Origin of the sequence: Actinomadura sp. J1-007 (genome assembly GCF_009793335.1) — a bacterium.
In the GTDB taxonomy this organism is placed as follows: Bacteria; Actinomycetota; Actinomycetes; order Streptosporangiales; family Streptosporangiaceae; genus Spirillospora; species Spirillospora yumaensis.
Window position 1 is genome coordinate 4,979,474 of the sequence record NZ_WING01000001.1, and the last position, 13,455, is coordinate 4,992,928.

Here is a 13,455-nt window from a genome sequence, read left to right on the forward strand (position 1 = left end):
GGACCGCAGGCGCCGTCACCGGGCTGCCGTCCGCTGCACCGCGCAGTGGCCGAGAGGGGGTCCCGATGGGTGGGTTGCAGTTGCAGCCGCTGACCGAACTGGTCGGCGTGCGAGCGGTCGGCGAGGTGAACATCACCAACCGGACCGCGTGGGAAGGCACCCTCGCCGAACTGCCCTCCACACCGTCCGACCCGCCTGTGGTGCATCTGGAGTTGGCCGAGCTCACCAGTGTGGACGCCGGAGGCGCCGCGGCCGTCGCGGCGGTGGCGCAACGCCTGGCCCCTGAGGGCCGGGTGGTCCTGCACGATCCGCCGCGCGCGCTGACCCGGATCCTGGAAGTACTCTGGCCGGGTACCGCGGGGATCGAGGTGTCCTCATCATGACCGCTTCCGACCACACCCGAACGGGCCGGACCGGCGGCGCCTCCACCGAGCCGTTCTGGCATCCGGCGCTGTTCTACCGGGGAGAGAGCCAGTACCTGGCCGGCACCGTGCCGTTCGTCCGCGAAGGCGTGCGCGCCGGCGAGCCGGTGGCCGTCGCGGTCCCCGCGTCCCGTCTGGAACTGCTGCGCACGGCCCTGGACCGTGAACTGGGCGCCGACCTGGAGCAGGTGCGGCTGCTGGACATGGCCCGCGCCGGCCGCAACCCCGGCCGCATCATCCCCGGCGTCCTGCGCGCGTTCGCCGACCGCCACCCCCGCCGCCGGGTCCGGATCATCGGCGAACCGATCTGGCCGGGCCGCTCCGGCAGCGAGTACCCCGCCTGCGCCCAGCACGAAGCGCTGATCAACAACGCCTTCACCGGCCGAATGGTGTCGATCCTGTGCCCCTACGACGCCGACGGCCTGCCCGAGCAGGTCCTGGCCGACGCCGCCCGCACCCACCCCGTTCTCATCGACACCGACGCGGGCGGCGGCACGGGCGAGGGCGGGCGACCCAGCGACCGGTACGCGCCCGACGCGGTCGTGGACACCTACAATCTCCCGCTGCCCGAACCCGACCGCGCCAGCGTCGTGACCTTCGACCGCGACACCCTCGGCCGGCCCCGCTCCCTGGCCGTCCAGCACGCCACCACCGCCGGACTACCGCAGGACCGGGTCCTGGACCTCGAGCTGGCCGTCACCGAGCTGATCACCAACTCCATCGTCCACGGCGGCGGCACCGGCACCCTGCGCCTGTGGAACGACGAAGGCTTCATCGTCTGCGACGTCCGCGACCGCGGCCACATCACCGATCCCCTCGCCGGCCGCCGCCCCGTCGACCCCGCCACCCCGGGCGGGCGGGGCCTGCTGCTGATCAACCACCTGGCCGACCTCGTCCGCGTCCACACCACCCCGGACGGCACCACCATCCGCATCTACTTCGTTCTGTGATCCAGATCCAGGGGCAGGCGGCTGTTCAAGGGCCGGGCCCGTCGCTGTCGTCGTCCGCGCGACGGCAGTAGAGGGGGGACTCACAGACGCGGGTCCGGGCCCTCGCTGACACCCCACGTCTCCGCGAACCGTCCGCCGTCGATGCGGAAGATCTCGATCAGCATGGGACGCACGTCGCCGTCCAGGCCGGCGATCCCCTCGACGGACGAGCGGACGGCGACCTTGTCGCCGTCAACAAGAACGTCGTCGGCCACAACACGCATGTCCGGAAACTGGGCGACGATCGTTCGCCAGGCCTCCTTGCCCGCTTCGAACCCGATGGCGCCGAGCGGATGGTTGAGGAAACCGGGGGTGAACAGATCGGCGGCCTGGTCGAACTGCCGGGTGTTGAAGCACTCGTGCATCCGCCGCACCAAAGTGTTCGCCTCCTCGCGTGTGGTCATCGGCACGATCCCCTTCGGCTGCTGGGCGTGGTGAACGACGCGAGACGATAAGCGGTGCGCCGCCCCGTTTCCGCGCCAGCATACGGGGCGCCACCCCGGTTAAGCTAGAGGCGAGATGTCCGACCGACCGCCTGATCGCAATCCAGCGAAGACCCCAGCAGCCCTCCGGAGTGGCCGGGAGCTGCGGGCCGACGCACGCCGCAACCGTGAGCGAGTGCTGCGGACCGCGCAGCGACTGTTCGCGGCGCAGGGCCTTGACGTCTCGCTCGACGAGATCGCCCGCCGGGCGGGTGTCGGCCCCGGGACCGTCCACCGACACTTCCCCACCAAGCAAGCGCTCTACCTCGCCGTCGCGATCGATCAGCTCAGGCACCTGGTGGCGGAGGGGGAGGCGCTCACCGGCACCGACGATCCGGCTGCCCTGTTCACACTGCTGGCGCGGATGATGGCGTCCGGCGCGGAGAACGCAACGGTCAAGAGCGCGCTCACGGCCGCCGAGTTCGACCTGCGCAGCGCCGCTCCGGACGTCGCGGCAGACCTCACGCACCAGGTCGCGGGCCTGCTCGATCGGGCCCACTCGGCCGGCGTCGTACGCCACGACCTCACGGTCGACGAGGTGATGGCACTCGTCGCCGGCGCCTTCGCAGCGATCCGCCACGCCGACGCGGAGACCAGCCGCGAACGCTCAGCACACATCGCCCAGCTCATCCTCGACGGACTGCGCCCCCAGCCCCGCTAGCCGCAACCGCGGCCTATCCGCTGTTCATCCATCCGCACCACCTGGCCTGGTCCGAGCCATCCTCTGCCTGCGTCTGATCAGCTCAAAACGAAGATGAAGAAGGCTCGACGCTCTTGCGCGTCCTGATGGCGAATACGGCGGGGGTTGGTTCGCCGCTTTCGGAGAACCGTTCTGGTGTCAGCCCAGCGTCCAAGAAGGCGTGCAGTAGTTCGGGGAGCGGACGGTGTGTGGCGCCGACTTTGGCGCGCACGCCTTGGTCGGTCCAGGACGCCTTGGTCCAGTGGCCGTCGAGGTAGCCGGGACGGATCACCACTGCGTCGGGGTCGCCGCGGTCGGCGAATCCGCCGCAGAAGCAGGGGTGGACGCCGACGTGCACGAACGTCCCTCCAGGGCGCAGGACTCTGGCCGCCTCGCGTAGCACCTGCGGGTAGGCGGGCATGTCGGTATGGACCATCATCGCGATGACCGCGGGCAGCGAGTCGTCCCGGACCGGCAGTCGCCCGGCGTCGGCCTGTGCGACGGGAAGGCGGCCGCGGGCGTGCCGCAGCATTCCGGCGGACAGGTCGACGCCGATGGGAGTCCATCCCAGTTCGCGGACCCGGGCGGCGTGGACGCCGGTGCCGCACCCGATCTCCAAGCAGGTCCCGCTGCCCTCGCCGAGGAGGCCGCGCAGGACACCGTCGAGACCGAGGGGGTCACCGTCCCGGGCCCCGGCTGCCCCGAGGAATTGCTGTTCGTACCAGTCCGCGATCTCGTCGTATGCCGCAGTCGGCGCCATCGCCCCACTCCTCCGTGACAGTTCGTCGACCCTTCGGAGATGTCTGGCCTTCGACCCTAACTTCGATGTGACCGTAACCCGAGGAGTCAGCTATCGGCGGATTCATGTGGTGGACCTCCACCCCCCAATTCCGGACGCACCCTGTCCCTTTACGTCCGATCGAGCTCCGCCGGCAGCACCTCATAGTCGGGATTCGCAAACGCCTCTAGGGCCGATGTCATCACCGCGACGACACTCTGACCGGCGGGGCCAACTCCATGCGGGGTAACCGCCACTCGCAGCAGGCGTCGGTGGCGTCGCCGTGCGGGCTGGATCGGGCCGCCGACGGCCTGCTGGAAACCGTCAGCGGGCTGAACGGCACAGCCGCACCCACCACCGTTCGCAGGTGAGGCCCGCGCCGAGGGAGTCTTCGTTTCGGCGCCGACCCGTTGCGGTGCCGAGGTCGCATCGGGGTAGCGGTGCGGGTGGGGTGGCGGGGCCGTGACAGGGGGCTGGCTTGTGCCGCGATCACGTCAAGGCGATCCGGGGGTCCTGCGGCCGAGAAGGCACCCTGTCGTGACGGTAAGCAGTAGGTCGGTCGCACAGGGTAGGAGTCGGCTCGCGGTGAGGCGGAACGACCACCTCGCTCGCACGCGGAAAGAGGTTCTGCAATGAACCGGCGGATCAGGGTGTACGAGCCGTCGGGGATGGCGGCGGGTGATTCCTTCGTCCTCCGGCGCGGCCCGTGGCGTCACGCGGGCGCACTGAACTAGATCGACTTCTCGAACACGCCCTTGGCACACCCGGCGAATCATTCGGCTTCGCGGCACAAGGAGGCTCTGTAGGTCATGGCCGGAAACAGCACAGAGAACACGGTGGGCACCGCATATATCGGCGACGTGTTCATGCGTCACCCGCTGACCACGCAGAACCAGCAGGAGCTCGAACTCGACGCCAAGGCCGGGGCCATCCTGCGGCGGAACGAGGAAAGGGGTGTGCTGAAGAGGACCCCCAAGGACGGAAAAGAGGAGATCTGCCCTGTCGGATTCTCTTTGAACGAGAAGTGGTACGGGCGGGTTCCCGCAAGAGAGCAGACGGCACACGAGCGCGGATGGTACGCCTACCTGAATGTGGGTGTACCACTCATCGAAGAGCGCAGCGACATCGAGCAGCCCCCTCCCGACCTGATCTCCAAGCAGACGTACATCAACGGAACCGACCCCATCAAAGTCACCGTGACCGACACCGTCGAATTCGAGATCTCGAACACCATCAGCTGGTCGCTGGCGGGTGAGGTGAAGCTGACGTTCGGGGCGAGGACCAGCACGGCGCTCCAGCAGCAGTTGGCGAAGAGCATGGCGATGAAGCAGCATCAGAAAAGTACCCAGCTCAGCAGCAAGGACCGCTTGGGCGGCGACTCGGAGTCCCAGACGGAGATGACGAGTACGACAACGGCCACGGGTTCCGCCACGGGCACGGGAGAGCTGTGGGGAGACCTGATGCTGGGGATCACCGGTTCCATCAGCGGTTCGCTGACCACCGCGTGGAAGCACCAGTCCTCGGTCAGTGTGGAGATCAGCAGCCGGGTCGACGTGCTGGCCACGACGCGACGTCAGGTGCGGACGTTCGACTACCAGATCCCCATCACCTTCGGCGGGTGGGTCGCCTTGTACTACGACCAGCCGGTGAGAATTCCGGACGACACCCCGCAGGACAAGGAGCCGGAATACTCGCACGTGATCGCATGGAAACTCGGCGAGCGTTCCAAGGACAACGGCAACTTCGACCTGGCCGACGAAGGCAAGCGATTCATGCAGAAGGGGATCGCCGAGATGGTCGCCGTCCGCACCGGGGAGCACCGGGTCTTCCAACCCGAGAAACTGGATTTCCCGGAGAGTAAGGAGCGTCCCCAGAAGGAGCAGTCTCACCAGGAATGACGCCACGCCCACCGCAAGGACCAGGAGGGAAGTTCATGTCTTTCGGAAACATCTTCGACAGCGGCGGACAAGGGGCCGATTCCGCCAAGAAGTCCGCTGACGCGCTCAAGGAAGGCACGCCCGGGGCCGACCAGAAAGCTCCCGGCGCCAAGGACGTCCCGAAGAACGTGCGCGACATGGAGCGCGAACGCGACCCGTGGCTGGTGCGCCAGACGGCGCACGGGGCGCTCGACGTCATAGGTTTCCTCGGCCCCCTCCTCCAGAAGTTCAGTGACGTGTCCGCCGCCCAGAAAGAGGTTTCCCAGAATCCTCAGTCGACATCCGACATGGCATCGTCGGCCAGGGACAAGGCGTTGGAGAAGGTGCAGGTGAAGATCAGCGACGAAGACCTGCCGAGCATGGGCGACGAAGAGCAGAAGAGGTTGAAAGAGGCTTACGAACGGAGCAAGGGCAGCCTGGTGATAGCCGACGAGTTGGGCCAGGCGGAAGGCCTCGCGGTGGACCCCTCGCGCAACAGGGCCTACGTCGCCGACCGGACCGGCAAACGGCTGTGGGAGGTGGACCTCGCCTCCGGCGCCAAGCGCGTGGTCGCCGGCGCCCTGGGCCTCACCCCCAACGATGTGGCGCTGGACGGTACGGGCACGGCGGTCTACGTCGCCGACTGGGACGGCGACAAACTGCTGAAGGTGCCCCTGCCCCACGGCGACCCGACCGCCGTCGCCGTGGTGGACGGCCAGTATGGCGTCGCCATGGACGGGCCGCGCAAGGCCTACGTCGCCGACGGGTGGGGCGATCACCTGTACGAGATCGACCTGCCGGAACAACCGCCCCAGCCGCCCCCCGCCGGAGTGCGGGTCACTCAAGACCCGGTGGTCAACGCCTCTGGGGTGGCGCTGGACGGGCACGACAAGGCGTACCTCGGCCAGTACGACGGCGAGAACCTGTACGAGGTCGCCCTGACCGGCGAGCACCGCGGCAAGCCCCGCCTGGTGGCCAACATCCCCGGGGCGTACACGGTCCGCGTAGAGCTGGACGGCGCGGGCAACGCCTACGTCGCCGACCAGAAACGCGGGCGCCTGTACAAGGTCGACCTGGCCGACGGCGCGTACCATGCGGTGGCCACCGGCCTCGGCAAGCCCAACGGCGTCGCGCTGGACGCCCGCAACGGCCACATCTACGTCTGCAACCAGGAAGGCCAGCTGTGGCGGATCTCCCACGTGCTGCCCAAGGCCGAGGCGACGCCCCAGCGGTCCTAGCGCTGGACGTCCGCCCCTCCACCGCTCGCCGGTTCCTGGCCACCCAGCTCGACGCCCTGAACGCCGGCGTCACCCCATCAAAAGGCTGATGGGCGCCGAGCGCGTTGGACTGGCGCCCCGTGCGGTTCGCCGTTGGGGGCGCTCAGTAGAGGGTGGCCAGGGTGGCGACCTTTAGGGCCAGGTGGAGTTCTAGGCGTTGGGTGCCGTTGGTCAGGTCGGCGCCGGTCAGGGATTTGATGCGGCCCAGGCGGTAGTAGAGGGTGCTGCGGTGGATGGTGAGGGTGCGGGCGGTCGCCTGGGCGTCGCAGGCGTGGTCGAGGTACGACTCCAGGGTTTCGGGGAGGCCGTTGCCCGCCTCCAGGAGGGTCTGGACGGCTTGGGGGAGGTCCGCGCGGGTCAGGCGGTCCAGGGGGAGGCGGACGAGGAGGCGGTTCACGCCTGTGTCGGCCCAGTGGACGAGGGGCGTTTCGCGGGTGCGGCGGGCCGTTTCGGCTGAGGTCAGCGCCTCGCGGTAGCCGTCGCGGGTCTCGTGGAGGGTCGGGTGGGGGGCGCTCGCTCCGACGACCATGCCCTGGAGCGAGGCGGCGAGGCGGTCGAGGGCGGTCGGGGCGTCGTGGGGGACGACCAGGACGCCGTGGTCGCCGCGCATCGTCCAGGGGAACGGGCGGGGGGAGAACGCGGTCAGGTCGTTCAGCGACTCCTCGATCGCGAGGCGGACCTCGGACGCGCGGGGGCGGTGGTCCAGGCCGGGGCGGACGACGGCGACGACGTACGGCGGGGCGGCGGCGATCAGGGACTCGTCCAGGAGGGCCTCGGCGGCCTGGTGGCGGGACGGCTCGTCGGACAGCAGTTCGTCGAGGAGGCGGCCGGCGCGGGTGCGGGCGCGGCGTTCGCGGAGGAGGCGGCGGGCGAGGGCGCGGCCGAGGTCGTCGTGGACGGCGTCGAGGGCGGCGGCGTCGGCGGGCGGGACGGGGGTCTCGGCGGGGGCGTCGTCGATGTAGGTGAGGTAGCCGTGCGGGTGGCCGCGGTGGCGGACGGCGTAGACGACGCGGCCCCGGGCGCCGGTCGGCTCGTACGGGGGGATCCGGACCGGCGCGGACGCGCGGCTCGCGCCCGACTCGCGGATCAGGGCGCGGGCGGCGGCGCTGGCGTTGCGGGCGAGGACGATCGTGCGGCGCGGCTCGTCGGTCTCGCCGTCCTGCGCGCTGAACGCGACGAGGTTGAGGGACGCGTCGTACAGCACGACCGCCCTGCCCAGGCGGGCCGCGAGCGACTCGACGAGATCCTGCGGTTCCATGGCGCCTTCCGACACGGTGTCTGAATCCGGGCCCGCAGGTTAGCGCACGGTGCCGGACGCCCGGGAGGCCCCCGCCGTCCTACGGTCGGGCGGACGGACCACAGAGGGAGGGGCGCATGCAGATCGCCGACGCGGTCGGGGCGATGACGGGGGAGCGGTTCCGCGACAGCCTGGACGACGGGCGCGAGATCTGGCTCGCCGGGGAGCGGGTCGGGAACGTCGCGGCGCACCCGGCGTTCCGCGGGACGGTCGAGGAGTTCGCCCGGCTGTACGACCGGCAGCACGACCCGGAGCTGCGCGACGAGCTGACGTACGTGTCGGACACCGGCAACCGGGTGAGCTGGTCGTACCACCTGCCGAAGAACGAGGACGACCTGCGCCGCAAGTACGACAACACGCGGTCGTGGATGCGGGCCAGCTTCGGGCAGCTCGGCCGCGCCCCCGACTTCATGGCGAACGTCGCGGTGGGCCTGCACGACTTCCGGAACGAGCTGAACGCGAGCCGCGAGGGGTTCGGCGACCACGCGGCGGCGTACCACCGCTGGGCCGCGGAGAACGACCTCGCGCTGACGCACGCGCTCGGCGACCCGCAGATCGACCGGAGCGCGTCGCCGCTGGACGACCCCGACCTCGCGCTGCGGGTGGTGAAGGAGACCGACAACGGCGTGGTGCTGCGGGGCGCGAAGCAGCTCGCGACGCTCGCGCCGTTCGCGCACGAGGTGCTCGTCTACCTGAACGGGGTGTCGGCGCAGCGGGGCGCCGAGGAGTTCGTGGTGTGGTTCGCGCTGCCGATGAACGCGCCGGGCCTGCGGATCCTGTGCCGCGAGCCGCTGAGCGACCCGGGGCACGGGCACTCGCACCCGTTCGCCGGGCGGTTCGACGAGCAGGACGCGATGCTGTTCTTCGACGACGTCGAGGTGCCGTGGGAGCGGGTGTTCCTGCTCGGGGACGGGCTGCTCGCCCTCAAGGGGCTGTCGCGGATCAACGCGTGGAGCAACCAGAGCACGCACATCCGGTTCCACGAGCGGCTGCGCACGTTCGCGGCGGTCGGGTCGATGGTCGCCGAGAGCATCGGCGTGGACGGGTTCCGCGGCATCCAGGAGGACCTCGGCGAGCTGGTCAGCTACGCCGAGACGGCGCGGCTGGCGATCACCGGGGCGGAGCGCGACGGGTACGGGACGCCGGGCGGGCTGTACGCGCCGGGCGACAGCTACGGGCTCGGCTACTGGTCGGCGCAGATCTCGTCGCGGGTCGCGGAGATCGTCCGGCGGATCGGCGCGTCCGGGATCCTCATGCAGCCGAGCGAGGCCGACCTCGCGAGCCCCGAGCTGCGCCCGCTCCTCGACACGTACATGCGCGGCAAGGACATCGGCGTCGCCGAGAAGTCGCGGCTGTTCCGGGTCGCGTGGGACCTGGTGTGCGACGGGTTCGGGCAGCGGCAGGAGCTGTACGAGTACCTGCACCGCGGCGACCTGGCGGCGGGCCGGATCCGCCTCTACAAGCGCTACGACCGGTCCGAGGTCGAGAACCGCCTCCGCGAGCTGATCGCCAAGCCGCTCTGAAAGGGACCCCCATGTTGATCGACGTTCACGGCCACGTCAGCGCGCCGGACAAGCTGTACTCCTACAAGGCGAACCTGCTGTCGCACCGGGGCGCGCACGGGCGCGGCGGCCCCCGCATCAGCGACGACGAGCTGCGCGCCGCGCAGGACGCGCCCAACCCGAGCTTCGGGAACGCCTCGCACATGGACCACCTCGACGGGGCCGGGGTGGACCTCCAGCTCATCTCGCCGCGCCCGTACCAGATGATGCACAGCGAGACCGGACGGCTCGTCCAGTGGTTCACCGAGGAGACCAACACGGTGATCCACCGGCTCTGCGAGCTGTACCCGGAGCGGTACAAGGGCGTGGCCGGGCTGCCGCAGAGCCCCGAGCTGGACGTGCAGGAGTGGACCGCCGAGCTGCGCCGCACGGTGACCGAGCTGGGCTTCGCGGGGTGCCTGCTCAACCCGGACCCGCACGAGGGGACGGCCGTGCCGCCCGCGCTCGGCGACCGGTACTGGTACCCGCTGTACGAGGCGCTGTGCGAGCTGGACGTGCCCGCGATCATCCACGGCGCCGGCTGCCGCCCGCCGACCCGCGAGCCGTACAGCCTGCACTTCATCCAGGAGGAGACGGTCGCGATCTGGAGCCTGCTGTCGTCGTCGGTTCTCACCGACTTCCCGGACCTGAAGATCGTGGTGTCGCACGGCGGCGGCGCGATCCCGTACCAGGTGGGCCGGTTCCTGCCCGCCGACGTGCGGGGGAGCAACCGGCCGTACATGGAGCGGCTGCGGTCGCTGTGGTTCGACACCTGCCTCTACACGCAGGACTCGATCGAGCTGCTGCTGCGGACGGTCGGCGTGGACCGGGCGCTGTTCGGGACGGAGAAGCCGGGCACCGGCTCGCAGCGCGACCCGAGGACGGGCCGCTGGTTCGACGACATCCACCTGCTGATCGGCGACATCGACTGGCTGACGCCGACCGAGCGGGAGCAGATCTTCGCCGAGAACGCCCGGAAGCTTTTCAAGCTCTGAGCGTCGGCTTAGAAGACCGACGCTCTGGAAGGGGAGTGATGGCAGCGGACATCGTCGTCGCGGTCGGCACCTCGCACGGACCGCAGCTCAAGACGCCGCCGGAACGATGGGGCGAGCGCGCCGTGTTCGACCGGCGCAACGAGGCGCTGGCGTTCCGGCGCAAGGACTACGCCTACGCCGACCTCGCCGCGCGCCGCGAGGACTTCGGGCCGCAGACCGAGCCCGAGGCGCAGCGGCGCCGGTACGAGGCGTCGCAGCGCGCGCTGGACGAGCTGGGCGGGGTCGTGCGCGCCGCCCGCCCCGACGTCCTGGTGATCGTCAGCAGCGACCACAAGGAGATCTTCGGGGACGACTCGCTGCCGCCGTTCGCCGTCTACTGGGGCGAGACGGTCGGGCATGTGCCGTTCACCCAGGAGCACCTGGACGCGATGGCGCCCGGACTCGCCGCCGCCGCGCAGGGCGACGTCCCGGACCGTCCGATGGAGCGGCCGTGCCATCCCGCGCTCGCGACGCACGTCATCAAGCACACGATGCGCGCCGGGTTCGACGTGTCGGCGTCCAAGGAGCTGCCCGCGGGCCGGTACGGCAACCACGGCATCCCGCACGGCTGGGGCTTCGTCTACCAGCGGATCCTCGGGCAGGACTGCGAGATCCCGATGGTGCCGGTGTTCGTCAACACGTTCTGGGAGCCGAACCCGCCGAGCGCGCGCCGCTGCCACCGGTTCGGGCAGGCGCTCGGCGCGGCGATCCGGTCGTTCCCGGACGGGCTGCGGGTCGGCGTCGTCGCGTCCGGCGGCCTGTCGCACTTCGTCATCGACGAGGACCTGGACCGGGCGTTCATCGGCGCGCTGATGGACGCCGACGACGAGTACCTGTGCCGCCTGGACGGCGAGCTGCTGCGCTCGGGGACGTCCGAGCTGCGCAACTGGATCACGGTCGCGGGCGCGCTGGAGGGCACCGGCCTGCGCCCCCGCCTCGTGGACTACCAGCCGTGCTACCGCACCGAGGCGGGCACCGGCAACGCGATGGGCTTCATGGCCTGGGAGCCCGAGGAGGGAACGACGTGACCGACGCGACCGACGTGACCGAGGCGCCCGGCACGACCGGCGCGAGCGGCCTCGGCAAGCGGCTCGCCGCGCTGGACGCCTGCGCGGTGTCCGACGCGCTCGACACGCTCGGGCTGCCCGGCGCGGTGACGGGCATCGGCCCGCTGTGGCCGAGCACCGCGACCGTGACCGGCCCGGTCCGGACGATCCGCGTCGCGCCGAAGCCGCGCGACGGCCGCCCGGCGCAGCACATCGGCACCCCGGTGATCGAGTCGGCCCGTCCCGGCGAGGTCGTGGTGATCGACAACCGGGGCCGTACGGACGTGTCGTGCTGGGGCGGCATCCTCACCGTCGCGGCGCTGCGCAAGGGCATCGCCGGTGTGATCATCGACGGCGCCTGCCGGGACGTGGCGGAGAGCCACGAGCTGGGGCTGCCCGTGCACGGCCGGGCGGTCGTCCCGGTCAGCGCGCGCGGGCGGATCGTCCAGGAGGCGATGGACGTCCCGGTGACGATCGGCGGCGCGGCGGTGGACGCGGGCGACTACGCCGTGGCCGACCGCAGCGGCGTCGCGTTCGTCCCGGCGGCGCGGCTCGCCGAGGTGGTCGAGCTGGCCGAGCGGATCGCCGAGCGCGAGGCGCGGATGGTGGAGGCGGTCCGCGCGGGCCGTCCCGTCACCGAGGTCATGCACGACTCGAAGTTCCCGACCGCGAAGGGGGAGTCATGAAGCGCGCGGGAGGCCGGGACGCGTCCGGCCACGGGTTCGCGGAGCTCGGCACGGCCACCGTCTCCGACGCGCTCGACCGGCTCGGCCGTCCGGGCGCGCTGCACGGCCTCGCGCCGCTCGCCGAGGGGCAGCGGTTCGCGGGCCGGGCGTTCACCGTCCGGTACGTGACGGCGGGCAGCCCGCCCGGGACGGTCGGCGACTACATCGACGACATCGAGCCCGGCGAGGTCGCCGTCCTCGACAACGCGGGCCGCACCGACTGCACGGTCTGGGGCGACATCCTCACCGCCGTCGCACACCAGAAGGGCGTCGCGGGGACGGTCATCGACGGCGTCTGCCGCGACACCCACCGCGCCCTCGGCCTCGGCTACCCGATCTACTCGCGCGGACGGTTCATGCGGACCGGCAAGGACCGCGTCGAGGTGTCCGGCGTCGGGGTGCCGGTGTCGGTCGGCGGCGTCCAGGTCCGTCCCGGCGACCTCATCGTGGCCGACGGGGACGGCGCGGTGGCCGTCCCCCGCGACGCCGAGGCCGAGGTGCTGGAGATCGCGACCGCGATCGCGGAGGTCGAGGCCCGGATCCTCGCCGACGCGCTCGGCGGCAAGAGCATCGCCGACGCGCGCGCCGCGCACGGCTACCACCTCCTCCAGCGCCGCACCCCCACCCGACCCGAGGAGCGCCGATGAGCCCCGCCCTCTCCGACGCCGAGCGCAAGGAGCTGCTCGAACTCGGCACCGCCACCCTGTACGAGGCGTCCGGCCTGGACTGCGACCTCGCCGCGACGCTCCGTCCCGCCTGGCCCGGCGCCCGCCTCGCGGGCACCGCGCTGCCGGTGCGGACCGCGCCCGCCGACAACCTCCCGCTGCACCTCGCGGTCGCCGAAGCGCGGCCCGGCGAGGTGCTCGTGGTGGACGGGCGCGGCACCGCGTGCGGCTACTGGGGGGAGGTGCTCGCCGTCGCCGCGCTGGCCCGCGACGTCGCCGGGCTCGTCATCGACGGCGGCGTCCGCGACACCGGCCCCCTCGCCGAGCTCGGCTTCCCCGTGTTCAGCACGGCCGTCGCGGTGAGCCGTACCGCCAAGAACGACGCGGGCGCGGTCGGCGAGCCCGTGGAGGTCGCCGGGCGGCGCGTCGCGCGCGGCGACGTCGTGGTCGCCGACGCCGACGGAGTCGTCGCGTTCCCGGCCGTCCGGCTGGACGAGGTCCGGGAGGCGGCCCGCGCGCGCGTCGCCAAGGAGGCCGGGTTCCTGGAGCGGATCCGGGGCGGCGCGCTCACCCTCGACCTGTACGGGTTCCGGCGCTGAGTGGA

Annotated in this window: 14 protein-coding genes; 11 read left to right on the forward strand and 3 right to left on the reverse strand. The window is 71.4% G+C overall.

Annotated features, from left to right (window positions below; all coding sequences use genetic code 11):
- Positions 1–65: 65 nt before the first annotated feature.
- The gene (locus GEV43_RS22670) at positions 66–383 is read left to right on the forward strand and encodes an STAS domain-containing protein (protein ID WP_160822400.1); all 318 of its coding nucleotides are present in this window, start codon (positions 66–68) and stop codon (positions 381–383) included.
- Positions 380–1,372 carry a sensor histidine kinase gene (locus GEV43_RS22675; RefSeq protein ID WP_160822401.1) on the forward strand — a complete coding sequence of 331 codons (993 nt, stop codon included), beginning with the start codon at positions 380–382 and terminating at the stop codon, positions 1,370–1,372. Before GEV43_RS22670 ends, GEV43_RS22675 begins: the two co-directional genes overlap by 4 nt.
- Before the next feature lie 80 nt (positions 1,373–1,452).
- On the opposite strand, the gene GEV43_RS22680 is transcribed toward GEV43_RS22675, so the two are convergent.
- A complete protein-coding gene (locus tag GEV43_RS22680; protein ID WP_160822402.1) occupies positions 1,453–1,815 on the reverse strand; it encodes an ester cyclase in 363 nt (120 codons plus the stop codon).
- Positions 1,816–2,029: 214 nt separating this feature from the next.
- On the opposite strand from GEV43_RS22680, the gene GEV43_RS22685 reads away from it, so the two are divergent.
- Entirely contained in the window at positions 2,030–2,554 is a 525-nt protein-coding gene (locus GEV43_RS22685; protein WP_206681235.1) for a TetR/AcrR family transcriptional regulator, read from the forward strand.
- 82 nt (positions 2,555–2,636) lie between these two features.
- Here the strand turns inward: GEV43_RS22685 and GEV43_RS22690 are convergent, their stop codons facing one another.
- A complete protein-coding gene (locus tag GEV43_RS22690) occupies positions 2,637–3,332 on the reverse strand; it encodes a class I SAM-dependent methyltransferase (protein WP_160822404.1) in 696 nt (231 codons plus the stop codon).
- An 827-nt stretch (positions 3,333–4,159) separates the two neighbouring features.
- Between GEV43_RS22690 and GEV43_RS22695 the strand changes: the two genes are divergently transcribed.
- On the forward strand, positions 4,160–5,248 hold the full coding sequence (locus tag GEV43_RS22695; RefSeq protein ID WP_160822405.1) for a gluconolaconase: 1,089 nt from the start codon (positions 4,160–4,162) through the stop codon (positions 5,246–5,248).
- A gap of 35 nt (positions 5,249–5,283) precedes the next feature.
- On the forward strand, positions 5,284–6,504 hold the full coding sequence (locus GEV43_RS22700) for a hypothetical protein (RefSeq protein WP_160822406.1): 1,221 nt from the start codon (positions 5,284–5,286) through the stop codon (positions 6,502–6,504).
- Between the two features lie 142 nt (positions 6,505–6,646).
- Here the strand turns inward: GEV43_RS22700 and GEV43_RS22705 are convergent, their stop codons facing one another.
- A complete protein-coding gene (locus GEV43_RS22705; RefSeq protein ID WP_160822407.1) occupies positions 6,647–7,801 on the reverse strand; it encodes a CdaR family transcriptional regulator in 1,155 nt (384 codons plus the stop codon).
- 116 nt (positions 7,802–7,917) lie between these two features.
- Between GEV43_RS22705 and GEV43_RS22710 the strand changes: the two genes are divergently transcribed.
- Genes GEV43_RS22710 through GEV43_RS22735 form a run of 6 tightly spaced genes read left to right on the forward strand, consistent with a single transcriptional unit; the run spans position 7,918 to position 13,450 of the window.
- Positions 7,918–9,363 carry a 4-hydroxyphenylacetate 3-hydroxylase family protein gene (locus GEV43_RS22710; protein ID WP_160822408.1) on the forward strand — a complete coding sequence of 482 codons (1,446 nt, stop codon included), beginning with the start codon at positions 7,918–7,920 and terminating at the stop codon, positions 9,361–9,363.
- A gap of 11 nt (positions 9,364–9,374) precedes the next feature.
- Positions 9,375–10,376 (forward strand): amidohydrolase family protein, encoded by a 1,002-nt coding sequence (locus GEV43_RS22715; RefSeq protein ID WP_160822409.1) that lies wholly within the window; start codon positions 9,375–9,377, stop codon positions 10,374–10,376.
- Between the two features lie 38 nt (positions 10,377–10,414).
- Positions 10,415–11,443 (forward strand): hypothetical protein, encoded by a 1,029-nt coding sequence (locus GEV43_RS22720; RefSeq protein ID WP_160822410.1) that lies wholly within the window; start codon positions 10,415–10,417, stop codon positions 11,441–11,443.
- A complete protein-coding gene (locus GEV43_RS22725; RefSeq protein ID WP_206681236.1) occupies positions 11,440–12,147 on the forward strand; it encodes an RraA family protein in 708 nt (235 codons plus the stop codon). The genes GEV43_RS22720 and GEV43_RS22725 overlap by 4 nt, the downstream gene beginning before the upstream one ends.
- Positions 12,144–12,833 (forward strand): RraA family protein, encoded by a 690-nt coding sequence (locus GEV43_RS22730; protein ID WP_160822411.1) that lies wholly within the window; start codon positions 12,144–12,146, stop codon positions 12,831–12,833. The genes GEV43_RS22725 and GEV43_RS22730 overlap by 4 nt, the downstream gene beginning before the upstream one ends.
- On the forward strand, positions 12,830–13,450 hold the full coding sequence (locus tag GEV43_RS22735; RefSeq protein ID WP_160822412.1) for an RraA family protein: 621 nt from the start codon (positions 12,830–12,832) through the stop codon (positions 13,448–13,450). Before GEV43_RS22730 ends, GEV43_RS22735 begins: the two co-directional genes overlap by 4 nt.
- Positions 13,451–13,455: the final 5 nt, after the last annotated feature.

Bases quoted from the DNA above. Each gene is read 5' to 3' on its own strand.
- GEV43_RS22705 (WP_160822407.1), bottom strand. From the start codon at position 7,801: ATGGAACCGCAGGATCTCGTCGAGTCGCTCGCGGCCCGCCTGGGCAGG.
- GEV43_RS22695 (WP_160822405.1), top strand. From the start codon at position 4,160: ATGGCCGGAAACAGCACAGAGAACACGGTGGGCACCGCATATATCGGC.
- GEV43_RS22730 (WP_160822411.1), top strand. From the start codon at position 12,144: ATGAAGCGCGCGGGAGGCCGGGACGCGTCCGGCCACGGGTTCGCGGAG.
- GEV43_RS22700 (WP_160822406.1), top strand. From the start codon at position 5,284: ATGTCTTTCGGAAACATCTTCGACAGCGGCGGACAAGGGGCCGATTCC.
- GEV43_RS22710 (WP_160822408.1), top strand. From the start codon at position 7,918: ATGCAGATCGCCGACGCGGTCGGGGCGATGACGGGGGAGCGGTTCCGC.
- GEV43_RS22675 (WP_160822401.1), top strand. From the start codon at position 380: ATGACCGCTTCCGACCACACCCGAACGGGCCGGACCGGCGGCGCCTCC.
- GEV43_RS22715 (WP_160822409.1), top strand. From the start codon at position 9,375: ATGTTGATCGACGTTCACGGCCACGTCAGCGCGCCGGACAAGCTGTAC.
- GEV43_RS22670 (WP_160822400.1), top strand. From the start codon at position 66: ATGGGTGGGTTGCAGTTGCAGCCGCTGACCGAACTGGTCGGCGTGCGA.
- GEV43_RS22680 (WP_160822402.1), bottom strand. From the start codon at position 1,815: ATGACCACACGCGAGGAGGCGAACACTTTGGTGCGGCGGATGCACGAG.
- GEV43_RS22690 (WP_160822404.1), bottom strand. From the start codon at position 3,332: ATGGCGCCGACTGCGGCATACGACGAGATCGCGGACTGGTACGAACAG.
- GEV43_RS22720 (WP_160822410.1), top strand. From the start codon at position 10,415: ATGGCAGCGGACATCGTCGTCGCGGTCGGCACCTCGCACGGACCGCAG.
- GEV43_RS22735 (WP_160822412.1), top strand. From the start codon at position 12,830: ATGAGCCCCGCCCTCTCCGACGCCGAGCGCAAGGAGCTGCTCGAACTC.